General features: G+C 55.0%; 19 protein-coding genes. 10 read left to right on the top strand and 9 right to left on the bottom strand.

The window, feature by feature from the left end:
• Window positions 1–159: 159 nt before the first annotated feature.
• From lpdA to pdhR, 4 genes are all read right to left on the bottom strand, one after another.
• Entirely contained in the window at window positions 160–1584 is a 1425-nt protein-coding gene (gene lpdA, locus BV390_RS15065; protein ID WP_004857924.1) for a dihydrolipoyl dehydrogenase, read from the bottom strand.
• 332 nt (window positions 1585–1916) lie between these two features.
• Complete coding sequence (gene aceF / locus BV390_RS15055; RefSeq protein ID WP_032689463.1) at window positions 1917–3809, bottom strand: pyruvate dehydrogenase complex dihydrolipoyllysine-residue acetyltransferase; 1893 nt, start codon at window positions 3807–3809, stop codon at window positions 1917–1919.
• A 14-nt stretch (window positions 3810–3823) separates the two neighbouring features.
• Window positions 3824–6487: a pyruvate dehydrogenase (acetyl-transferring), homodimeric type gene (gene aceE, locus BV390_RS15050; RefSeq protein ID WP_032689465.1), complete on the bottom strand. Its 2664-nt coding sequence runs from the start codon at window positions 6485–6487 to the stop codon at window positions 3824–3826.
• 241 nt (window positions 6488–6728) lie between these two features.
• Entirely contained in the window at window positions 6729–7508 is a 780-nt protein-coding gene (gene pdhR, locus BV390_RS15045; protein WP_004857919.1) for a pyruvate dehydrogenase complex transcriptional repressor PdhR, read from the bottom strand.
• Between the two features lie 643 nt (window positions 7509–8151).
• On the opposite strand from pdhR, the gene aroP reads away from it, so the two are divergent.
• From aroP to BV390_RS15030, 3 genes are all read left to right on the top strand, one after another.
• On the top strand, window positions 8152–9525 hold the full coding sequence (aroP, locus tag BV390_RS15040) for an aromatic amino acid transporter AroP (protein WP_162180053.1): 1374 nt from the start codon (window positions 8152–8154) through the stop codon (window positions 9523–9525).
• Window positions 9526–9697: 172 nt separating this feature from the next.
• A complete protein-coding gene (locus tag BV390_RS15035; protein WP_064384869.1) occupies window positions 9698–11104 on the top strand; it encodes a glycoside-pentoside-hexuronide (GPH):cation symporter in 1407 nt (468 codons plus the stop codon).
• Window positions 11104–12054 (top strand): glycoside hydrolase family 43 protein, encoded by a 951-nt coding sequence (locus BV390_RS15030; protein ID WP_064384868.1) that lies wholly within the window; start codon window positions 11104–11106, stop codon window positions 12052–12054. Before BV390_RS15035 ends, BV390_RS15030 begins: the two co-directional genes overlap by 1 nt.
• A 30-nt stretch (window positions 12055–12084) precedes the next feature.
• Here BV390_RS15030 and ampE read toward each other — a convergent pair whose 3' ends face one another.
• On the bottom strand, window positions 12085–12939 hold the full coding sequence (gene ampE, locus BV390_RS15025) for a beta-lactamase regulator AmpE (RefSeq protein ID WP_032689468.1): 855 nt from the start codon (window positions 12937–12939) through the stop codon (window positions 12085–12087).
• Window positions 12936–13499: a 1,6-anhydro-N-acetylmuramyl-L-alanine amidase AmpD gene (gene ampD, locus BV390_RS15020; RefSeq protein ID WP_032697262.1), complete on the bottom strand. Its 564-nt coding sequence runs from the start codon at window positions 13497–13499 to the stop codon at window positions 12936–12938. The genes ampE and ampD overlap by 4 nt, the downstream gene beginning before the upstream one ends.
• Window positions 13500–13732: 233 nt before the next feature.
• Here ampD and nadC point away from each other — a divergent pair, with 233 nt between their 5' ends.
• The 4 genes from nadC to hofC all read left to right on the top strand — a co-directional run bounded on the left by nadC (window position 13733) and on the right by hofC (window position 17829).
• Complete coding sequence (nadC, locus tag BV390_RS15015; RefSeq protein ID WP_004857908.1) at window positions 13733–14626, top strand: carboxylating nicotinate-nucleotide diphosphorylase; 894 nt, start codon at window positions 13733–13735, stop codon at window positions 14624–14626.
• A 180-nt stretch (window positions 14627–14806) separates the two neighbouring features.
• Window positions 14807–15238 (top strand): prepilin peptidase-dependent pilin, encoded by a 432-nt coding sequence (gene ppdD / locus BV390_RS15010; protein ID WP_064384863.1) that lies wholly within the window; start codon window positions 14807–14809, stop codon window positions 15236–15238.
• Window positions 15239–15248: 10 nt separating this feature from the next.
• Window positions 15249–16634 carry a type II secretion system protein GspE gene (gene gspE, locus BV390_RS15005; protein ID WP_064384862.1) on the top strand — a complete coding sequence of 462 codons (1386 nt, stop codon included), beginning with the start codon at window positions 15249–15251 and terminating at the stop codon, window positions 16632–16634.
• A complete protein-coding gene (hofC, locus tag BV390_RS15000) occupies window positions 16624–17829 on the top strand; it encodes a protein transport protein HofC (RefSeq protein ID WP_032697260.1) in 1206 nt (401 codons plus the stop codon). The genes gspE and hofC overlap by 11 nt, the downstream gene beginning before the upstream one ends.
• Before the next feature lie 31 nt (window positions 17830–17860).
• Here the strand turns inward: hofC and BV390_RS14995 are convergent, their stop codons facing one another.
• Window positions 17861–18904 carry a GMP reductase gene (locus BV390_RS14995; protein WP_032689473.1) on the bottom strand — a complete coding sequence of 348 codons (1044 nt, stop codon included), beginning with the start codon at window positions 18902–18904 and terminating at the stop codon, window positions 17861–17863.
• Window positions 18905–19249: 345 nt separating this feature from the next.
• Here BV390_RS14995 and coaE point away from each other — a divergent pair, with 345 nt between their 5' ends.
• Genes coaE through yacG form a run of 3 tightly spaced genes read left to right on the top strand, consistent with a single transcriptional unit; the run spans window position 19250 to window position 20820 of the window.
• Complete coding sequence (gene coaE / locus BV390_RS14990; RefSeq protein WP_085397068.1) at window positions 19250–19870, top strand: dephospho-CoA kinase; 621 nt, start codon at window positions 19250–19252, stop codon at window positions 19868–19870.
• Window positions 19870–20613: a cell division protein ZapD gene (gene zapD, locus BV390_RS14985; protein ID WP_032689476.1), complete on the top strand. Its 744-nt coding sequence runs from the start codon at window positions 19870–19872 to the stop codon at window positions 20611–20613. Before coaE ends, zapD begins: the two co-directional genes overlap by 1 nt.
• Before the next feature lie 9 nt (window positions 20614–20622).
• Window positions 20623–20820: a DNA gyrase inhibitor YacG gene (yacG, locus tag BV390_RS14980; RefSeq protein WP_085397067.1), complete on the top strand. Its 198-nt coding sequence runs from the start codon at window positions 20623–20625 to the stop codon at window positions 20818–20820.
• A gap of 47 nt (window positions 20821–20867) precedes the next feature.
• Here the strand turns inward: yacG and mutT are convergent, their stop codons facing one another.
• Window positions 20868–21263, bottom strand: coding sequence for an 8-oxo-dGTP diphosphatase MutT (mutT, locus tag BV390_RS14975; RefSeq protein WP_032689478.1), 396 nt, complete (start codon window positions 21261–21263; stop codon window positions 20868–20870).
• A gap of 58 nt (window positions 21264–21321) precedes the next feature.
• Window positions 21322–24027, bottom strand: coding sequence for a preprotein translocase subunit SecA (gene secA / locus BV390_RS14970; RefSeq protein ID WP_032689479.1), 2706 nt, complete (start codon window positions 24025–24027; stop codon window positions 21322–21324).
• Between the last annotated feature and the right edge of the window lie 5 nt (window positions 24028–24032).

Here is a 24032-nt window from a genome sequence, read left to right as displayed (position 1 = left end):
ACACCTCACAGATAGTTAACTGCCTATAAGTTTATGGCGTAATTATTTTCAATGTATCTATAAGATGTGCCGATTTATTAACGCAGACACAGTTCTAAACATCGGACATAAAAAAAGCGGCTCTCAGAGCCGCTTTTACATTTTGCCGGAAAGAAAAACTTACTTTTTCTTCGCTTTCGCGTTCGGCAGGTCGGTAATGCTACCTTCGAACACTTCTGCCGCCAGGCCAACGGACTCGTGCAGAGTCGGGTGCGCGTGGATGGTCAGAGCGATGTCTTCTGCATCACAACCCATTTCGATAGCCAGGCCGATTTCACCCAGCAGCTCGCCGCCGTTGGTGCCGACAATCGCGCCGCCGATAACACGGTGGGTCTCTTTGTCGAAGATCAGTTTGGTCATACCGTCTGCGCAATCTGAAGCGATCGCACGACCAGAAGCTGCCCACGGGAAGGTGGCAGTTTCATAGCTGATGCCTTTCTCTTTCGCTTCTTTCTCGGTCAGGCCAACCCAGGCAACTTCTGGCTCGGTGTAGGCGATTGACGGGATCACTTTCGGGTCGAAGTAGTGCTTCAGACCGGAGATAACTTCGGCGGCAACGTGACCTTCGTGAACACCTTTGTGCGCCAGCATCGGCTGACCGACGATATCGCCGATAGCGAAGATGTGCGGCACGTTGGTACGCAGCTGCTTGTCAACACGGATAAAGCCGCGTTCGTCAACTTCAACGCCCGCTTTGCCTGCGTCGAGGTTTTTACCGTTCGGTACGCGACCGATAGCAACCAGCACCGCGTCATAACGCTGTGCTTCAGCCGGGGCTTTTTTGCCTTCCATGGAAACATAGATACCGTCTTCTTTTGCTTCAACGGCAGTCACTTTGGTTTCCAGCATCAGGTTGAATTTCTTGCTGATGCGTTTGGTGAAGACTTTAACCACGTCTTTGTCGGCAGCCGGGATCACCTGGTCGAACATTTCAACCACGTCGATCTCTGAACCCAGCGCATGGTACACGGTGCCCATTTCCAGACCGATGATACCGCCACCCATAACCAGCATACGCTTCGGTACGGATTTCAGCTCCAGCGCATCGGTGGAGTCCCATACGCGCGGATCTTCGTGCGGAATGAACGGCAGCTGAATCGGACGGGAACCTGCGGCGATGATCGCATTGTCGAAGTTAATCACGGTTTTACCGTTTTCACCTTCCACTTCCAGGGTGTTAGCGCCGGTGAATTTACCCAGACCGTTAACCACCTTCACTTTACGACCTTTGGCCATGCCAGCCAGACCACCGGTCAGCTGAGTGATGACTTTTTCTTTCCAGGTGCGGATCTTGTCAATGTCGGTTTTCGGTTCGCCAAAAACGATGCCGTGCTCGGCCAGCGCTTTCGCTTCTTCGATAACTTTAGCAACGTGCAGCAGTGCTTTAGAAGGGATACAGCCGACGTTCAGGCAAACACCGCCGAGGGTGCTGTAACGTTCTACGATGACGGTCTCCAGACCTAAATCAGCGCAACGGAAGGCAGCAGAATAGCCTGCAGGACCTGCCCCAAGTACCACGACCTGAGTTTTAATTTCAGTACTCATCATGACCTCTGTAGTTTGTATCCGGCGGGTCTGACGCTATTGTTATACACTTCATCCTTCAAGCCGCCTCTGCGTTGGCTGCGCTCGCTCACCCCGGTTACGTACTGCTTGTACGCTCCAGGGATTCACTCCCTTGCCGCCTTGACGCAACTCGAATTTTTTTGTGTAAATTACGCCCATGTCCACCGGGACGTTCTATCCGCCTGCATTTTACAAAATTGTTAACAATTTTGAAACAACAAACGGCAAACGATTTTGTCCTTTGTTGCTGATAACCCCGAAACGAAGACAAGATTACCAGAAAAAAGCCGGCCGTCAGGCCGGCTTTTCGCTTACATCACCAGGCGGCGAATATCGCTCAGCATGTTGTTGATGATGGTGATAAAGCGCGCACCATCAGCACCATCGATCACGCGGTGGTCGAAGGACAGAGAGATAGGCATCATCAGACGCGGTACAAACTCTTTACCATTCCACACCGGTTCCATCGCGGATTTAGACACCCCGAGGATCGCCACTTCCGGCGCGTTGACAATCGGCGCGAAGTGGGTTGTCCCCAGGCCACCGATGCTGGAGATGGTGAAGCAACCGCCCTGCATTTCGCCCGCAGTCAGCTTACCATCACGCGCTTTCTTAGAGATAACCGTCAGTTCACGAGACAGCTCGGTAATGCTCTTCTTGTTCACATCTTTAAAGACCGGAACAACCAGACCATTCGGCGTATCAACCGCCACCCCGATGTTGATGTATTTCTTCAGCGTCAGACGCTGTGCATCTTCGGACAGCGAGCTGTTAAAGCGTGGCATCTGCTCAAGCGCAGCGGCAACCGCTTTCATGATGAAGACAACCGGGGTGAATTTCACGTCCAGCTTGCGCTTCTCAGCTTCAGCATTCTGCTGCTTACGGAAGGCTTCCAGATCGGTGATATCAGTTTTATCGAAGTGCGTAACGTGCGGGATCATTACCCAGTTACGGCTCAGGTTCGCACCAGAGATTTTCTGGATACGGCCCAGCTCAACTTCTTCCACTTCACCAAACTTGCTGAAGTCCACTTTCGGCCACGGCAGCATGCCCGGCAGACCACCACCGGCGGCAGCGGCAGGCGCAGCTTCAGCGCGTTTCACCGCGTCTTTCACGTAAGCCTGAACGTCTTCGCGCAGGATACGGCCTTTACGACCGGAGCCTTTCACTTTCGCCAGGTTGACGCCGAATTCGCGCGCCAGACGACGAATCAGCGGCGTCGCATGAACGTAAGCGTCGTTTTCAGCAAACTCAGATTTGCCTTCCGCTTTCGCCGCAGGAGCGGCGGCCGGTTTAGCCTTCTCTGCCGGAGCGGCAGCCGGTGCCGGAGCAGCAGCCGGAGCGGCGGCAGGCGCAGCGCCTTCCACTTCGAAGACCATAATCAGAGAACCGGTAGAGACTTTGTCGCCGGTGCTGATTTTGATTTCTTTTACGGTGCCTGCAAACGGTGCCGGCACTTCCATAGAAGCCTTGTCGCCTTCTACGGTGATCAGGGACTGTTCAGCGGCAACTTTGTCGCCCACTTTTACCATCACTTCGGTGACTTCGACTTCATCACCGCCGATGTCCGGTACGTGAACGTCTTTCGCGCCAGCTGCTGCCGCCGGTGCCGCGGCAGCGGCCGGAGCGGCTGCCTGTGCCGGGGCCGCAGCAGGTGCTGCGCCAGCCACTTCGAAGACCATGATCAGCGAGCCGGTAGACACTTTGTCGCCGGTGTTGATTTTGATCTCTTTCACGGTACCCGCGAACGGCGCCGGAACTTCCATAGAGGCTTTATCGCCTTCTACGGTGATCAGGGACTGTTCAGCCGCAACGGTATCGCCCACTTTAACCATGATCTCGGTGACTTCAACTTCGTCGCCGCCGATATCCGGTACGTGAACGTCTTTTGCCGCCGCTGCAGCAGGTGCTGCTGCCGGGGCCGCTTCTTTCTTCTCTTCTGCCTTGGCAGGTGCAGCATCAGCTGCACCGTCGGCGGAATCGAAAATCATGATCAGTTTGCCGGTCTCAGTTTTGTCGCCGACAGAGACTTTGATCTCTTTTACGACGCCAGCCTGCGGAGACGGGACTTCCATAGAAGCTTTATCGCCTTCTACAGTGATCAGCGACTGTTCGGCTTCAACTTTATCGCCTACTTTGACCAGGATCTCGGTGATTTCAACTTCATCAGCCCCGATGTCCGGTACATTGATTTCGATAGCCATTATTCTTTTACCTCTTACGCCAGACGCGGGTTAACTTTTTCTGCATCGATGTTGAATTTGATGATGGCATCTGCCACCACTTTCTTATCGATTTCGCCACGTTTAGCCAGTTCGCCCAGTGCCGCTACCACCACATAAGAAGCATCAACTTCGAAGTGGTGACGCAGGTTCTCACGGCTGTCGGAACGTCCGAAGCCATCAGTACCCAGCACGCGGTAGTCGTCAGCCGGTACATAAGTACGGACCTGCTCGGCGAACAGTTTCATATAGTCGGTTGATGCTACAGCCGGAGCGTCGTTCATCACCTGAGCGATGTACGGAACGCGCGGAGTTTCCAGCGGGTGCAGCATGTTCCAGCGCTCACAGTCCTGACCATCACGGGCCAGTTCGGTGAAGGAGGTGACGGAGTACACGTCAGAGCCCACGCCGTAGTCTTTCGCCAGGATCTGCGCTGCTTCACGAACGTGACGCAGGATAGAACCGGAGCCCAGCAGCTGAACTTTACCTTTGCTACCTTCAACGGTTTCGAGTTTATAGATACCTTTACGGATACCTTCCTCGGCACCTGCTGGCATCGCCGGCATGTGGTAGTTTTCGTTCAGCGTGGTGATGTAGTAGTAAACGTTCTCTTGTTTCTCACCGTACATACGCTCCAGACCATCGTGCATGATGACCGCAACTTCGTACGCGTAAGACGGATCGTAAGAGATACAGTTCGGAATAGTCAGAGACTGAATATGGCTGTGGCCATCTTCGTGCTGCAGACCTTCACCGTTCAGCGTGGTACGACCGGAAGTCCCGCCGACCAGGAAGCCGCGAGCCTGCTGATCGCCAGCCTGCCAGCACAGGTCGCCGATACGCTGGAAGCCGAACATGGAGTAGTAAATGTAGAACGGGATCATCGGCAGGTTGTTGGTGCTGTAAGACGTTGCCGCCGCCAGCCAGGATGCGCCTGCGCCCAGTTCGTTGATCCCTTCCTGCAGGATCTGACCTTTTTCGTCTTCTTTGTAGTAAGCAACCTGCTCACGGTCCTGCGGGGTGTACTGCTGGCCGTTCGGGCTGTAGATACCAATCTGACGGAACAGGCCTTCCATACCAAAGGTACGCGCTTCATCGGCGATGATCGGCACGAGGCGGTCTTTGATGGACTTGTTCTTCAACATCACGTTCAGGGCACGAACGAACGCGATAGTGGTAGAAATTTCTTTGTTCTGCTCTTCCAGCAGCGGAGCAAAATCTTCCAGGGTCGGCAGCTCCAGCTTCTCATCGAAGTTCGGCTGACGGCTCGGCAGATAGCCGTGCAGTTTCTGACGCTGAGCGTGCAGATAGGTATGCTCTTCGGAGCCTTCCGGGAAGGTCACGTACGGCAGTTTTTCGATATCCGCATCGGCAACCGGAACATTGAAACGATCGCGAACATAGCGAACGCCGTCCATGTTCATTTTCTTCACCTGGTGAGCGATGTTTTTACCTTCAGCGGTATCGCCCATGCCATACCCTTTAATGGTATGTGCCAGGATAACGGTCGCTTTGCCTTTGGTCTCCTGCGCTTTTTTCAGTGCAGCAAAGACTTTCTTCGGATCGTGACCACCGCGGTTCAGAGCCCAGATCTGCTCGTCAGTCCAGTCGGCAACCAGCGCGGCGGTTTCCGGATATTTACCGAAGAAGTGCTCGCGAACGTACGCGCCATCTTTGGATTTGAAGGTCTGGTAGTCACCGTCAACGGTTTCGTTCATCAGCTGAATCAGCTTACCGCTGGTGTCTTTACGCAGCAGCTCATCCCAACGACCGCCCCAGATAACCTTGATAACGTTCCAGCCGGCACCGGCGAAGATACCTTCCAGCTCGTTAATGATTTTGCCGTTACCGGTGACCGGGCCATCCAGACGCTGCAGGTTGCAGTTGATGACGAAGACCAGGTTATCCAGTTTTTCACGGGTCGCGATGGTGATAGCGCCTTTAGATTCCGGCTCGTCCATCTCGCCGTCGCCCAGGAAGGCATAAACGGTTTGTTTAGAGGTGTCTTTCAGACCGCGGTGTTCCAGATACTTGAGGAATTTCGCCTGATAGATAGCGCCGATTGGGCCCAGACCCATGGAGACGGTCGGGAACTGCCAGAATTCCGGCATCAGTTTCGGGTGCGGATAAGAGGACAGACCGTTACCGTGAACTTCCTGACGGAAGTTGTTCATCTGCTCTTCGGTCAGACGGCCTTCGAGGAACGCACGTGCGTATACGCCCGGAGAAATGTGGCCCTGGAAGTAAACCAGGTCGCCGCCATCCTGCTCGTTGCGCGCACGGAAGAAGTGGTTAAAGCACACTTCATAGAACGTTGCGGAGGACTGGAAGGAAGCCATGTGGCCACCCAGTTCCAGATCTTTTTTCGATGCGCGCAGAACGGTCATGATGGCGTTCCAACGAATCGCAGAACGAATTCGACGTTCCAGATCCAGATTCCCCGGATATTCCGGTTCGTCTTCAACGGCAATAGTGTTGACGTAACTGCCTGTAGATGTGCCAGCAGCAACCTTCACCCCGCCTTTGCGGGCTTCAGAAAGGAGTTGGTCAATCAGATACTGAGCACGCTCAACACCTTCTTCACGGATGACCGATTCGATCGCCTGTAGCCAGTCGCGAGTTTCGATCGGATCCACGTCATTTGGTAAACGTTCTGACATGGGGGGTATTCCTTATCTATCTAATCGTTGATTAATCTGGAACCTGTCCCATTGCACTCTTTGTTCTTCATACTTCCGGCTGTATCTTTGTTGGCTGCGCTTCCTCATCCCTGTCACATAGTTCACTATGCTCCAGGGAATTCGCGCGCTTGCCGCCGCGATACATCCCAAATTATTTTGAACAACTAAAAGTGCAATAAGACAGGTTCTGCGTTTAGTTGCCGCGCTCTAAAAATGGCGCTTAAGAACCGGAGTTCTCATCTTTCCGTTGCTGTAAACGACGCAGTGAGCGTTCTCGACGACTCTCCTCACGGCTACGATCCAGCAAAATTTCTTCAATGAACGCCAGGTGTCGATGCGACGCTTCACGCGCCTGCTCCGGCTCTCCGGCGATTATCGCCTCGAAAATACGAGTGCGATGATTGCTGACCTGCGGAAGCATCTCCCGACGGGCATACAACAATTCAAAGTTCTGACGAACGTTTTGCGCGAGCATCGGCTCCATGCAGCGTAGCAGATGGAGCAGCACGACATTGTGCGCCGCTTCGGTGACGGCAATTTGATACTGGACGACGGCGTCAGATTCGGCGTCAAGGTCGCCAGACTGCTGAGCCCGTTCGATAGCCTGATGCAGCTCGCGAATACGTTCGCGGTCAGCATCATTGCTGCGTAGCGCCGCGTAATAAGCCGCGATGCCTTCCAGCGCGTGGCGGGTTTCCAGCAGATCAAATTGGGATTCAGGGTGATCGGACAGTAGCTCGACCAGCGGGTCGCTGAAGCTCTGCCACAGGCTGCTCTGTACAAAAGTTCCACCGCCCTGGCGACGAAGCAACAAGCCCTTGGCTTCGAGGCGTTGAATCGCCTCACGCAGCGAGGGGCGGGAAACGTCGAACTGTTTGGCCAGTTCGCGTTCAGGCGGGAGTTTTTCACCGGGGCGTAAGGTCCCCTCAAGGATTAAAAACTCAAGCTGCTGCTCTATCACATCAGATAGTTTTGGTTGGCGGATTTTGCTGTAGGCCATATTCCCTGTCTCTGCCATTAGCCCGTAGTCAATTGGTCTTACCAATTCGCAGTTCGTAGCGGTAAAGTAACAAAGTATTCACCTTCTGTCCATACAGGTTTTGATTGAAATCAGGAAACCACGCACATTTTAACAACCTTACAGAAATAACATTTCAGAATTGTAACTTCACACAAATGATGTGTTTACCCCATAAGAGGTAGCGTTAACGTTTATGAAACGAAAAATTAGGCTATCTGAACCGATTCAACTCAGCAAAACTCAATTAATTATTCATAAATAGTGAATATCCAGCCACCTCAGGCGAATTGCTTTCACCGGCCTGCTATTTACAAATGGTTTCTTTTTGCTCGCTTCGTCATCATCCCTTCATAAAGCAGGTGCATTCACCCGCGCTTATCACTATTCTCGGTGAGACGAAAGGCCTTTTGGTGTTTTTATGTTTCGCCTTCCGTAAAGAAATCAATACGAAAACGGAATTTCGCAATTACACCACACAACAATATGTAAGCTGAATCAATCAGGACAGAGCTGACCAAAACGCCCTTGAATTTAGATAGCTATGCTATCTGGCAGGGACAGACAACGAAGCAGTAGCCTGAAGGACGACGCGTATAAACATAATAACCACACACGAGGTTTCATGATGGAAGGTCAACAGCATGGCGATCGGCTCAAGCGCGGCCTGAAAAACCGCCATATTCAGCTTATTGCTCTGGGCGGCGCTATCGGCACCGGCCTGTTTCTGGGCAGTGCATCCGTTATTCAGTCCGCCGGCCCCGGGATTATTCTGGGCTATGCGATCGCCGGTTTTATCGCCTTCCTGATCATGCGTCAGCTGGGTGAGATGGTCGTAGAAGAGCCGGTGGCAGGTTCATTCAGTCATTTTGCGTATAAATACTGGGGCGGTTTTGCCGGCTTTGCTTCCGGTTGGAACTACTGGGTACTGTACGTTCTGGTGGCCATGGCCGAGTTGACCGCCGTCGGGAAATATATTCAGTTCTGGTGGCCCGAAATCCCAACCTGGGTGTCCGCTGCGGTGTTCTTTATTGCCATCAATGCTATTAACCTGACCAACGTGAAAGTGTTTGGTGAAATGGAGTTCTGGTTCGCCATTATTAAAGTGGTGGCCGTTGTGGCGATGATTCTGTTTGGCGGCTGGCTGCTGTTCAGCGGCAACGGCGGTCCGCAGGCAACCGTACGCAACCTGTGGGACCAGGGCGGGTTCCTGCCGCATGGCTTCACCGGGCTGGTGATGATGATGGCGATTATCATGTTCTCATTTGGTGGTCTGGAGCTGGTCGGGATCACGGCTGCTGAAGCAGATAATCCGGAACAGAGCATCCCGAAAGCCACCAACCAGGTTATCTACCGTATCCTGATTTTCTATGTGGGCTCGCTGGCCGTTCTGCTTTCACTGCTGCCGTGGACGCGCGTCACCGCAGACACCAGTCCGTTCGTGCTGATCTTCCACGAGCTGGGTGATACCTTTGTGGCCAACGCCCTGAACGTCGTGGTGCTGACCGCTGCGCTATCCGTGTATAACAGCTGCGTATACTGCAACAGCCGCATGTTGTTCGGTCTGGCCCAGCAGGGGAACGCCCCGAAAGCGCTGATGAGCGTTGATAAGCGCGGCGTGCCGGTCAATACCATTCTGGTCTCTGCCGTGGTCACCGCGCTGTGCGTCCTGATTAACTACTTCGCACCGGAGTCGGCCTTTGGCCTGCTCATGGCGCTGGTGGTCTCCGCGCTGGTGATTAACTGGGCGATGATTAGCCTGGCGCATATGAAGTTCCGTCGCGCTAAGCAGCAGCAGGGTGTGGTTTCACGCTTCCCGGCGCTGTTTTACCCGGTCGGCAACTGGGTCTGCCTGCTGTTCATGGTGGCGGTGCTGGTGATTATGCTGATGACGCCGGGCATGGCGATTTCCGTTTACCTGATCCCGGTATGGATTGCGATTCTGGGTATCGGCTATCTGTTTAAACAGAAAAGCGCCAGCGCACTAAAAGCACAATAATACATCTCACTATTCTGTGCCCGTCCCGTCATGGCGGGCACAGAGCATTGTTATCTGGTTCACACTTTCCCTTCCACAGTCGTTCTATCCATATCGTCGACCTGATACTGCAACGCATTTATCGGTGATTGCGCAAATAATTCTCTCCATACCGCAACGGGGAGATCTCCAGATGGCAGGCAATAAACTTTCAGTGAGAGAAAAGATTGGCTATGGGATGGGCGATGCCGGATGCAACATCATATTTGGCGCCATCATGCTGTTTGTTAACTACTTTTACACCGATATTTTTGGCCTCGCGCCAGCGTTAGTGGGCATTTTGTTACTCTCCGTACGCGTCATCGATGCTGTGACCGACCCGATCATGGGCGCCATGGCCGATCGTACGCGCAGTAAATATGGCCGCTTCCGTCCGTGGCTGCTGTGGATGGCCTTCCCCTACGCGCTGTTCAGCGTCCTGATGTTCACCACGCCGGAATGGACCTATCACAGCAAAGTTATCTATGCCTTCGTCACCTACTTCCTGCTCTCGCTGACCTATACCGCGATTAACATTCCCTACTGCTCGTTAGGCAGCGTGATTACTAACGATCCGCAGGAGCGCGTCGCCTGCCAGTCGTATCGTTTTGTTATGGTCGGTATTGCCACGCTGCTGCTGTCGCTGACGCTGCTGCCGATGGCCGACTGGTTCGGTGGCGCTGATAAAGCCAAAGGTTATCAGATGGCGATGACCGTACTGGCTGCAATTGGTATGTGTATGTTTTTATTCTGCTTCGCCACCGTCCGTGAACGCGTGCGCCCGGCGGTGCAGACCCATGATGAACTGAAGCAAGACTTTAAGGACGTCTGGAAAAACGATCAGTGGGTTCGCATCCTGCTGTTAACGCTGTGCAACGTCTGCCCCGGGTTTATCCGCATGGCCGCCACCATGTACTACGTGACCTGGGTCATGCAGCAAAGCACCCACTTTGCGACGCTGTTTATCAGCCTCGGCGTCGTCGGGATGATGATCGGCAGTATGCTGGCAAAAGTGCTGACCGATCGCTGGTGTAAGCTGCAGGTCTTCTTCTGGACCAATATCGCCCTGGCGATTTTCTCCTGCGCGTTCTACTTCTTTGACCCACATGCCACCATGATGATTATGGTGCTCTACTTCCTGCTCAACATCCTGCATCAGATCCCGTCGCCGCTGCACTGGTCCCTGATGGCTGACGTCGATGATTACGGCGAGTGGAAAACCGGCAAACGCATCACCGGGATCAGCTTCTCCGGTAATCTTTTCTTCCTGAAAGTCGGGCTGGCGGTAGCGGGCGCGATGGTCGGTTTCCTGCTCTCCTGGTACGGTTACGATGCCGGTGCTAAAGAGCAGAGCGCCTCGGCGGTAAACGGTATCGTGCTGCTGTTCAGCATCATTCCGGGTATTGGCTACCTGATTACCGCAGGCGTCGTGCGGATGCTGAAGGTCAACCGCGAGTTTATGTGCAAAATCCAGGCGGACCTGGAAAAACGTCGCGCTAACTATGAGGAACTCAATACCTGGCAGGATCTCAAAACCAGTGAACACATAAGGAAAGCTTGATGAGCAACTGGCCTAATCCGTTTATTGAACAACGCGCGGACCCCTATATTCTGCGCCATCAGGATCACTATTATTTTATCGCCTCGGTCCCGGAATATGACCGGCTGGAGATTCGTCGCGCGGCAACGCTGGAAGGCCTGCGCGAAGCGACGCCGGTGGTGGTCTGGCGTAAACCGGAGAGCGGCCCGATGAGCCAGCTCATCTGGGCACCGGAACTGCATGAAATTGACGGGAAATGGTATATCTATTTTGCCGCCGCTCACACCCACGACCTGGACCAACTCGGGATGTTCCAGCACCGGATGTTTGTCCTCGAATGTGCCGACAGCGACCCGCTCAGCGGCCAGTGGGTTGAAAAAGGTCAGGTAAAAACGCCCTTCGATACCTTTGCGCTGGATGCCACCACCTTTCAGCATCAGGGCAGGCGGTGGTATCTGTGGGCGCAGAAAGCCCCACATATTGCAGGCAATTCCAACCTCTATCTGGCGGAGCTGGCAAACCCGTGGACGCTAAAAGGTGAGCCTGTAATGCTGAGCAAACCGGAGTTTGACTGGGAATGTCGTGGTTTTCGGGTCAATGAAGGCCCGGCGGTTCTGGTTCACGGGGAGCAGCTGTTTGTCAGCTATTCCGCCAGCGCGACCGATGAAAACTACTGCATGGGACTCTTGTGGATAGACCTGCTGGCCGACCCGCTGCGCCCGGAGAACTGGCATAAATCGCCGGAGCCCGTATTTCGCACCAGCGATGAGAATCATCAGTATGGCCCCGGCCACAACGGTTTTACGCAAACGCCGGAAGGGGAAGATGTGCTGGTCTACCATGCGCGGAACTATACCGGGATTGAAGGCGATCCGCTGTACGATCCGAATCGCCATACGCGGCTCAAGCGGGTTCGCTGGCAAGAAAACGGGATGCCTGACTTCGGCATCCCGCCTGCCGATACGTATTGATCCCCTCCCCCGCCCGGCGGCGGGCGGGGCTTAAATCAAGGTACCGTAAATGGTGAGTAGCGCCATGATAACGACCACCACCAGCGACGTTTTTTTGGCCATTGAGACCGCCGCTTTAGGGGTCTCGACCTTATCCACATGCGGTTCGCGCGCCAGCGAAAACTGAGCCAGTCGGGTCAGAACCTGGTACTGCGACGAGTGACGATCGCCCAAAGAAGCAAACCAGGCCGGCAACGCCCTTTCACCGTGCCCCACCAGCGCATAGACCACGCCGACCAGACGCACCGGCAGCCAGTCCACCACGTGCAGAATGGCATCAATCCCCGACTGTAGGCGATGGCGCGGCGTCTGATAACGTGCCAGCCACGTCTGCCAGGCGCGCAGCACACAGTAGCCAATCAGCGTAATGGGTCCCCATGGCCCGCCAACCACAAACCAGAACAGCGGAGCCAGGTAGTAGCGGTAGTTAATCCACAGCAGGGCATTTTGCAGTTCGCTCAGAAACTCGCGGTCGTCACAGCCTGGCGGCACGCCGTGAATCAGCGTCAGCTCGCTGGCCATTGCGTCGCAGGCATGACGATCGTTGCGTGATGCGGCTTTCAGATACGCATGATAGTGCAGCCGTACCCTGCCCGCGCCAATACACAGCAGGCCGAGCAAGATCCAGAAGACCAGCAGCGGGACGTTAAACAGCACCCCGTGCAGCACGCGCTGAATAAGATAGACCACCGCCATGGCCAGCGCCGTCATCAACAGGGTCGCAGGGAGTGAAAAGTGTTTTACCCGGCGAAACAGCACTTCCAGGCGGTGATCGAGCTGCCAGTGCTCACCCAGCTTAAACAGCCGCTCAGCGATGAGAACCAGCAGCGTAGTAAACAACGTCATGGCATCTCCTTTTCTGACGAAGCGGCCAGCAGGCCGCGAAATTTTGCCCAGTCAAAAGCCGGACCGGGATCCGTTTTTCGGACTGGCGCAATATCGCTGTGGCCAGTCATATGGTGTGCGATGGCCGGGTACAAAGCGATTAGCTGCCGCGTCACCGCCACCAGCTGCTGGTACTGCGCATCGGTATAGGCCAGCGTGTCGGTTCCTTCCAGCTCAATGCCGATAGAGAAATCATTGCAGCGTTCACGCCCCTGATAGCTGGATACCCCCGCGTGCCACGCGCGCTTATCAAAGGGAACATACTGCACAATTTCGCCATCGCGACGAATAAGACAATGCGCTGAAACGCGCAGGTGCGCGATTTCCGCAAAGAAAGGATGAGCGTTGGGATCGAGCGTACCGGTGAATAAAGCATCGATCCACGGGCCGCCAAATTCCCCCGGCGGCAGACTAATATTATGCACCACCAGTAAGGAAGGGGCTTCATCATCCGGGCGGCAATCATGGTGCGGCGAAGGAACCCGACGCGCATCCACCAGCCATCCCCCATTCAACTGCATGCGGAATCTCCTTTCGCTAACTCATGCTCCCGGGCCGCCCGTGGCCCAAAGGATGCTGATTATCATACACAAAATCGTTCAGCCTGCAGCCCAGCGACCCACAAATCATCGCTGAAAAGCAGAGACATAGCCGATACAGCGGTGCCCCGAAGCGCGAAGTCTGTATGGTGTAGAAACGCTGTTCAGGTTAGCATGTTTCCCACTGCTGAATCTTATCTATCTGGAGCTTTATCATGTCGCCTCGTCGCTACAATCCCGACCGCCGCCGTGACGCGCTGCTGGAACGCATTAACCTGGATATCACCGATGCCGTCGCCCAATCCCTGCGGGAAGATCTGGGTGGCGAGGTCAATGCCAACAACGATATTAGCGCCCAATTATTGCCGGAAGACGCACGCTCACATGCGGTCATTATTACGCGCGAAGACGGCGTATTTTGCGGTAAGCGCTGGGTGGAAGAGGTCTTCATTCAACTGGCTGGCGACGATGTCAGCATCACCTGGCACGTCGAAGATGGCGATCTCATCAAAGCGGACCAGCCGCTGTTTGAGCTGGAGGGGCCTTCCCGGCTGCTGCTGACCGGTGAACGTACTGCGCTGAATTTCGTGCAGACCCTGTCCGGGGTCTCCAGCGAAGTACATCGTTACGTGGAGCTGCTGGCAGGAACCAAAACCCAGCTGCTCGACACGCGTAAAACGCTGCCAGGCCTGCGCACCGCACTGAAATATGCCGTACTGTGCGGCGGCGGCGCCAACCACCGTCTGGGTTTATTCGACGCCTTCCTGATTAAAGAAAACCACATTATTGCCTCAGGCTCAGTGCGTCAGGCGGTGGAAAAAGCTTTCTGGCTGCACCCGGACGTTCCGGTGGAAGTGGAAGTGGAATCGCTTGATGAACTGGACGAAGCGCTTAAAGCCGGCGCGGATATCATTATGCTCGATAATTTCACTACCGACCTGATGCGTGAAGCGGTGAAGCGGACCAACGGCAAGGCGGCGCTGGAAGTGTCCGGCAACGTCACGTTTAAAACCATCCGCGAATTTGCCGAAACCGGCGTTGATTACATCTCCGTGGGCGCCCTGACCAAGCACGTACACGCCCTGGACCTCTCCATGCGTTTTCGCTGATCGCCCGCCCCGGGGCCGACAATGCGCCGGGGCGTTCTTTTGCGAGACAGCAAGCATCTTTGACTCTCCTGCGTGCAAGAACACCAGAAAATCTGGAAGGTTGTTTCCCACCTCTTCATTTGCCATTCGCCGCTGCCCCTCAAGCGCGTCACAGTGCTTCCTTAACCACAAGGAGCATATATGGACAGACAACGCGGATTTACCCTGATCGAGCTGATGGTGGTCATCGGCATTATCGCCATTCTGAGCGCTATCGGTATTCCGGCTTATCAGAACTACCTGCGCAAAGCGGCCCTGACCGACATGCTGCAAACCTTTGTCCCGTACCGCACGGCCATTGAACTATGCGCGCTCGAACACGGCGGGCTGACAAGCTGTGACGCCGGCGCCAACGGCATCCCTTCTCTAGCGACCACGCGCTACGTCGCAACCATGAGCGTCGCGAGAGGTATTGTCACGCTGAACGGACAAGAAAGCCTGAACGGACTGAGCGTCACCCTGACGCCGTCCTGGGACAACGCAAGCGGTATCACCGGCTGGCAGCGCATCTGCAACATAGCCAGCAACAGTGCACTCCAGCAGGCCTGTGAAGATGTGTTCCGCATAAACTGAGGCCGCCACGATGAAAACCGATCGCTTAATCTCCCTTTGCCAGCGCCATCAGGCGCTGCTGTTGAACAGCGATGAGCAAACCATCGCTATCGCGGTTGTCGATGCTCCTACGCCTGAACTGATGGAGGCGCTGCGTTTCGCTACGCAGAAACGAATCGATATCGAATGCTGGAGCCAGGAGCAGATGCATAAGCGTCAGCAGGCGGCAGCCCACGACTCGCCCCCTGCCCACAGCGATACCGCGACCGATGTTATCGGGCAGGTCCAGCAGATCCTTGAGCAAGCGCTACGCCAGCGGGCTTCCGACATTCATTTTGAACCCGAAGAAAATCACCTGCGCATTCGCCTGCGTGTGGATGGCGTGCTCCATGCACTTTCACCCCTTCCTCCTGAACGCGCAGCCCCGGTTGCCGCGCGGCTCAAAGTGCTCGGCAACCTGGACATCGCCGAGCATCGCCTGCCACAGGATGGCCAGTTTACCCTGTCCCTTGCCGGTCGACCGGTCTCTTTCCGTATTGCCACGCTTCCCTGTCGCCACGGGGAGAAAATCGTGCTGCGTTTACTGCATCAGGTCGAGCAGGCACTCGAGCTGGGGGCGCTGGGACTTTCGTCAGACCAGCTTAATGCGTTTCGCTCGGCCCTCGACCAGCCGCAGGGACTGCTGCTGGTTACCGGCCCAACCGGTAGCGGTAAAACCGTTACCCTTTATAGCGCGCTGCAAACCAGAAACCACGATGCGGTCAATATTTGTAGCGTGGAAGATCCGCTGGAGATGCCGATAGCCGGAATGAACCAGACACAAATCAACCCCCGCGCCGGGCTGACCTTTCAAAGCGTTCTGCGCGCGCTGTTACGCCAGGATCCTGACATTGTGATGGTCGGGGAAATTCGCGATGCGGAGACCGCAGAGATTGCGATTAAAGCGTCGCAAACCGGGCATCTGGTCCTCTCGACGCTGCACACCAACTCCACCAGTGAAACCCTCACCCGCCTACAGCAAATGGGCGTTGCCGGCTGGATGCTCTCTTCTGCACTGTCTCTGGTTATCGCTCAACGCCTGGTGCGTAAACTGTGCGTACACTGCCGCCGTGAAACCGGGAAGACGATGGATATACCGCGCCGCCTGTGGCCCCGACCTCTCCCGCGCTGGCAGGCCGTAGGCTGTCAGCATTGCTATCACGGCTACTATGGTCGCCAGGCACTATTTGAGCTATTGCCGGTGAATGCCCCGCTACGTCAAGCGATTGCCCGTGGCCTGAGCGCTCTGGAAATCGAATCTCTGGCACGCGAAGCGGGAATGATGACGTTGTTTGAAAGCGGCTGTCTGGCGGTCGAGCAAGGGCTGACCAACCTTGAAGAAATCATCCGCGTACTGGGGATCCCTCATGACCGCTAACCGTCTCTGGCGCTGGCAAGGCGTGGATATGCAGGGCCAATTTTGTCAGGGGACACAGTGGAACCCTGGCCGACTGGAAGTATTCCAGGCGCTTCAGCATGAACGCATTATTCCACTGGCCATTCGCCGCTGTGCGATCAAAAACACGCTCTGGCATCCGCGCTATGGCAGTCAGGTTGTTCGCCAACTGGCGGTGCTCCTTCAGGCCGGGCTTTCTTTAGCTGAAGGACTCGAGCTGCTGGCGCAGCAGCAACCGAGCGCGCAATGGCAGGCGCTGTTGCGCACACTGGCTCAGGATCTGGCGCAAGGGGTCTCGCTTTCTGCCGCGCTGGAAAAGTGGCCTCAGGCTTTTGCACCGCTTAGTCTGGCGATGATTCGTACCGGCGAACTCACCGGTAAACTGGATTTTTGTTGTCTTCAGCTGGCGCGTCAGCAGCAGGAACAGCAGCAGCTGGCGGACAAAGTGAAAAAAGCGGTGCGCTACCCGGCCGTTATTCTGGGCCTGGCCCTGATGGTGGTGGTGGCGATGCTGTGCTTCGTCCTGCCAGAGTTTGCGGCGATTTACCAAACCTTCAACACACCGCTACCGCTGCTGACGCGCCTGGTTATTCACGCCAGCGAGAGCCTTAGCTATGGCTGGCCAATGCTGATCCTGCCGATTGTGCTACCCGCAGTCCTTAACCTGATAGCCCGTCGCCGCCCGCACTGGCTGCTACAGCGACAAAAAATGCTTCACGCACTTCCAGTGGTGGGAAAACTAAAACGCGGACAGCGGCTTAGCCAGATCTTTACCGTGCTCGCACTCACCCAGAGTGCAGGTATTAGCTTTCTGCAAGGTCTGGAAAGCGTCGAGGATACGCTGAACTGCCCGCTATGGCGCCAGCGGATCCAGCAGGCGCATCTGCACATTAGCCACGGAGTCCCCATCTGGCAGGCTCTTGAACGAAGCGGCGGTTTTACCACGCTATGCCTGCAGTTGATCCGTACCGGTGAAGCATCCGGATCGCTGGATACGATGCTGGAAAATCTCGCCCGTCATCATAGCGAGCAGACGCATTATCAGGCTGAAAACCTGGCAACGTTACTGGAGCCGGCCCTGCTGTTGATAACCGGAACAATTGTCGGTGTGCTGGTGGTGGCGATGTATTTACCCATCTTTCATCTGGGTGACGCCATTAGCGGAATGGGTGGATAAGTGCTGGCGCGAAACGCGCCAGCATCTGACATTACAGGCTGTTGAACACGCGGTTCTCTTGTTCCTGCACGCGAATGAAGGTCGTGCGCTTGGTCAGCTCTTTCAGGCGAGAGGCACCCACATAGGTGCAGGCAGAACGCAGGCCACCGAGGATATCACGAGCCGTGTTCTCTACCGGTCCACGCAGCGGCAACTTAACGGTTTTGCCTTCCGCGGCGCGATACTGCGCAACGCCGCCAACGTGGCGCGTCATGGCGGATTCGGAGCTCATGCCGTAGAACAGCATGAATTTCTCGCCGTTTTCTTCAACGACGGTACCACCGCTCTCTTCATGGCCGGCCAGCATTCCCCCCAGCATGACAAAATCTGCACCGCCGCCGAAGGCTTTCGCCACGTCACCAGGCATCGTGCAACCGCCGTCGCTGACGATCTGGCCACCCAGGCCATGCGCCGCGTCAGCACACTCGATAACGGCAGACAGCTGCGGATAACCGACGCCGGTCTTCACGCGAGTGGTACATACGGAACCCGGGCCGATGCCCACTTTCACAATATCAGCACCGGACAGAATCAGCTCTTCGCACATTTCGCCCGTAACAACGTTACCCGCAATAATGGTTTTCTGTGGCCAGGCGGCACGCGCTTTAGCGACAAACTGAACAAAATGTTCAGAATAACCATTCGCCACATCGATGCAGACGAAGCTAAGCTGCGGATTCTGAGAAAGGATCTGCTGGGTTTTTTCGAAATCGACATCCGAGGTCCCGGTGGACACCATGACGTATTTCAGCACCTCTGCGGACACCGACTGGACAAACTCCTGCCATTGTTCAACGGTATAGTGCTTGTGAACTGCGGTCAGAATACCGAAAGAGGCCAGCGCTTTCGCCATGCCAAACGTCCCGACGGTATCCATGTTAGCGGCAATGATCGGCACGCCAGACCAGGACAGGCCAGAATGTTTAAAAGTGAATTCACGTTCCAGCTGAACATCAGAACGGCTTTTGAGGGTAGAGCGTTTTGGGCGGATAAGAACGTCTTTAAAACCAAGCTTCAGATCTTCTTCGATACGCATGTACGAATTCCTGGGGTTAATGGCATTATTGTGAGAGCACAACTCCAGTGACGTTATCATACGCACGAATCATGGCTGCGCAAGACTGCGATTTTCACTTTTTTTACGCTACAATCGTATAAATTTACCTGGTGAACAGTGAATGGCGCGCTCGCAATAATTGACGCCCGGCGTATCATTTTTAACCACTTGATTTATATATACAAAACAATCCAGTATATACTGTGATGGCCTTTTATTGGCCTGTAGCCACCTTGATGGATAGCGTTCACCGGGTCGTGGTGCTTATCAAAACGGGCGCCTCTGAAGAGTAATGTGTATATGGTCAGTTCAGGATCGGAGCGTATGAGGTATACGGTAGCGTTAACAGGCGGCATTGGCAGTGGCAAAAGTACCGTGGCCGATGCATTTTCCCGGCTTGGGATTAACGTTATTGACGCTGACATTATCGCCCGCCAGGTTGTAGAACCCGGAACTACCGCGCTTCAGGCCATCGCCACTCACTTTGGTTCACAGATGCTCAATGATGACGGCACGTTGAACCGCCGCGCTCTGCGTGAAAAAATCTTTGCTCACCCTGAGGATAAAACCTGGCTTAACGGGCTATTGCATCCGCTCATTCAGCAGGAAACTCGCCGGCAGATGCTGGCCGCGAGCTCCCCTTATCTTCTCTGGGTCGTCCCCTTACTGGTAGAAAACCGGCTGGCCGCGAATGCCGATCGCGTGCTGATCGTTGATGTTCCAAAAGAGACGCAGATCGCGCGTACGATGCTTCGCGATCGGGTCAGTCGTGAACATGCAGAACATATTCTTGCCGCCCAGGCGACGCGCGAACAGCGCCTTGCCGTTGCGGATGATGTCATTGAAAACATGGGCCCTCCGGATGCCGTCGCATCGGATGTTGCCCGCCTGCACGAAAAGTATCTAATGCTGGCATCGCAGGCCGCCTCACAGGAAAAATCGTAATGCACACCCCCGTTCTGTTTGAACATCCACTCAACGAGAAAATGCGCACCTGGCTGCGTATTGAATTTTTGACTCAGCAATTGTCCGTTCATCCGACAATCGCCAGCTACGCCGATGCACTCCATTTTTTCCGCAACGCGGGCGATCTTTTAGATGTACTGGAACGTGGAGAGGTCAGGACGGACCTGCTAAAAGAGCTGGAGCGCCAGCAGCGGAAATTACAGTCATGGGTAGACATTCCCGGCGTCGATGGCGAACGTATTGACGCCTTGCGTCAGCAGTTGAAGCAGTGCGGCGCCACGCTGATGTCCGCGCCGCGCATCGGACAGTTCCTGCGTGAAGACCGTTTGATTGCGCTGGTACGCCAGCGTCTGAGCATTCCCGGCGGCTGCTGCAGCTTTGATTTGCCCACGCTGCATATCTGGCTGCACATGCCGCAGGCATACCGTGACGAACAGGTCGGAGTCTGGATAGCCAGCCTTGCTCCGCTGACGCAATCTCTGGTGCTTATCCTCGATCTGATTCGTAATGCCGCCCCATTCCGTAAGCAGACCAGTCTCAACGGCTTTTATCAGGACAATGGCGAAGATGCCGACCTGCTACGTCTGCGGCTGGATATTGCCAGCCAGCTCTATCCTCAAATCTCCGGCCATAAGAGCCGTTTCGCTATCCGCTTCCTGCCGCTGGATAGCGAGCTCGGGGTCGTACCTGAGCGTTTTGATTTTGAACTGGCCTGTTGTTAAGGAGAAATAATGTCAGAAGAGACGATCGTCAATTGCCCCACCTGCGGTAAATCCGTGGTCTGGAACGCACAGAGCCTGTACCGGCCCTTTTGCTCTAAACGCTGCCAGCTGATTGATCTGGGTGAATGGGCTGCAGAAGAAAAATGCATTCCCAGCGCGAGCGATCTGTCCGATAGCGATGGCTGGAGCGAGGAACAGCAACCGTGACCGATTTCCGGACAAGGCAACAACGCGCCTTGTCCGGGAACGCTGATTCAGGAAGCCGCCTGCACTAATTTGGTAATAATGGGTTCATTCGCCGGCGGAAACGCCTCAGGGACTAATGCCCGTTGCGCAATCCACTGCCCGGGCTGCCCCTCTTTCCCCCACGGCTCGCCGGACCACTCTTCCACCAGCCAGAACCACAGGGTAATGTGGCGATCCGGGAACTGATACTCCAGCTTATCAAACAGGCGGGATGAGCTTACCGTAATCCCCACCTCTTCCTGCAGTTCACGCACCAGCGCCTGTTCCGCAGATTCTCCGGCTTCAATTTTACCGCCGGGAAACTCGAGTTTATTGGCCATATGGGCATCGGCGGCTCGCTGGGTGATAAAGATCTCCCCTTGCGGATTGCGGATAATACCCACGGAAATTTGCAGTTGTTTCATCGTGATCATTCCATAAAAAAGGCGCAGATATCTGCGCCTTTATTTTCATGCTCTGAGCTTAGTTCAGACGGCCGTGGCACTGCTTATATTTTTTACCGGAACCACACGGGCAAGGATCGTTACGCCCCACTTTCCGCTCGCCGGTTTCCTCAGCCAGCGCAGCCGCGGCGGCAGTATCGTCATCCTGATGGCTAAGCTGTTGCATCTGCGCCAGACGTTCGGCTTCCTCGCGGCGCTGTTGCTCCATTGCCTCAACCTCTTCCGGCATCCGCACCTGAACCTTACTCAGTGTGCTGATCACTTCATACTTCAGTGATTCCAGCATCGCGGCAAACATGGAGAAGGACTCACGCTTGTACTCCTGCTTCGGATCTTTCTGCGCATAGCCGCGCAGATGAATACCCTGACGCAGGTAATCCATCGCCGCGAGATGCTCTTTCCACAGGGAGTCCAGAGTCTGCAGCATCACGCCCTTCTCGAAATGACGCATCATTTCGGCGCCAACAACTTCTTCTTTACGCTGATAGGTCTCAATTGCGCTCTGCAGAATACGCTCGCGCAGCGTCTCTTCATGCAGCTCCGGTTCTTTGTCCAGCCACTCTTTCAGCGGCAGCTCGAGGTCGAAGTCATTTTTCAGACGTTCCTGCAGACCTTCAACATCCCACATCTCTTCCAGAGACTGCGGCGGGATATGGGCATCGATGGTCGCTTTGAACACATCTTCGCGGATGCTGTTAATGGTTTCGCTGACATCAGAAACGTCCAGCAATTCGTTACGCTGACTGTAGATTGCGCGACGCTGATCGTTAGCAACATCATCATATTCCAGCAGCTGCTTACGAATATCAAAGTTGCGGCTTTCGACTTTACGCTGTGCGTTAGCGATGGCCTTGGTGACCCACGGGTGCTCAATCGCTTCGCCTGGTTTCATCCCCAGCTTGCGCATCATGCCGGAGACACGGTCGGAGGCAAAGATACGCATCAGGGCATCTTCCATCGACAGGTAGAAGCGAGAAGAACCGGCATCACCCTGACGACCAGAACGGCCGCGCAGCTGGTTATCGATACGACGGGATTCATGACGCTCGGTACCGATAATGTGCAGACCGCCCGCCGCCAGAACGGCATCGTGACGAACCTGCCAGTCGGCTTTAATCTGCGCGATTTGCTCCGGTGTCGGATCTTCCAGCGCAGCGACTTCAGCTTGCCAGCTCCCGCCGAGCATAATATCCGTACCACGACCAGCCATGTTGGTGGCGATGGTCACCGCTGACGGGTAACCCGCCTGGGCAACGATATCCGCTTCGCTGGCGTGGAACTTCGCGTTCAGAACGTTGTGCTTGATACCGGCCTTGGTCAGTTCATGGGAAACCACTTCTGATTTTTCAATCGAAATAGTACCGACCAGAACCGGCTGACCTGCGGCAGTGCGCTCTTTGATATCTTCGATGATCGCCTGAATTTTTTCCGCTTCGGTCATATAGACCAGATCCGCCATATCTTTACGGATCATCGGGCGGTTAGTCGGCACCACTACGGTATCCAGCTTGTAGATAGAGCTGAACTCGAAGGCTTCGGTATCTGCCGTACCGGTCATCCCCGCCAGCTTCTCATACAGACGGAAATAGTTCTGGAAGGTGATGGAGGCCAGCGTCTGGTTTTCATTCTGGATATCCACGCCTTCTTTCGCTTCAACGGCCTGGTGGAGACCATCAGACCAGCGACGCCCCTGCATCGTACGACCGGTATGCTCGTCGACGATGATCACTTCGCCATCTTTGACGATATAGTCAACGTCACGGGTGAACAGCACGTGCGCGCGCAGCGCCGCCGTCACGTGATGCATCAGCATAATATTGGACGGCGAATACAGCGATTCGCCTTCGTCCATGATCCCTTCCTGTACCAGCAGCTCTTCGATCAGCACCAGACCGCGTTCGGTCAGGTTAACCTGGCGCGCTTTTTCATCAACGGAGAAGTGGCCTTCACCGGTAAAGGTGTCGGAATCTTCTTTATCCTGACGAACCAGGTGCGGGATGATTTTGTTCACGCGCTTGTACATTTCCGAGCTGTCTTCTGCCGGACCGGAAATGATCAGCGGGGTACGCGCTTCATCGATCAGAATCGAGTCCACCTCATCCACCAGCGCATAGTGCAGTTTACGCTGAACGCGCTCTTCCGGGCTGAACGCCATATTGTCGCGCAGGTAGTCAAAGCCGTATTCGTTGTTGGTACCGTAGGTAATATCCGCACCGTACGCTTCACGTTTGGCTGGCGCCGGTAAACCGGACATGTTGATCCCGACGGTCATACCGAGGAATTCAAACAGCGGACGGTTGTTTTCAGCATCACGCTGTGCCAGATAGTCGTTGACGGTAACCACGTGAACGCCTTTACCGGACAATGCATTCAGGTAGGCCGGCAGCGTTGCGGTCAACGTTTTACCTTCACCGGTACGCATTTCCGCGATGCAACGCTGGTTAAGCACCATACCGCCCAGCAGCTGGACGTCGAAGTGGCGCATACCGAATACACGTTTACTGGCTTCACGAACCACGGCAAAGGCTTCCGGGATCAGGCTCTCCAGGCTTTCGCCCTTTTCAAGGCGAGCACGAAACTCAGCGGTTTTGCCTTTCAGCTCGTCATCGGAGAGCTTTTCCATCTCCGGTTCCATGGCATTGATGAGGCCAACGGTTTTGCGCATACGGCGCAGGGTACGATCGTTACGACTACCGAAAACTTTAGTTAATAATTTGATTAGCATAATAA

The organism is Klebsiella sp. YJ (genome assembly GCF_002108615.1).
Lineage (GTDB): Bacteria > Pseudomonadota > Gammaproteobacteria > Enterobacterales > Enterobacteriaceae > Klebsiella > Klebsiella planticola.
Note: the sequence above shows the minus strand (reverse complement) of the source record. Positions and strands in the feature narration are given on the sequence as shown.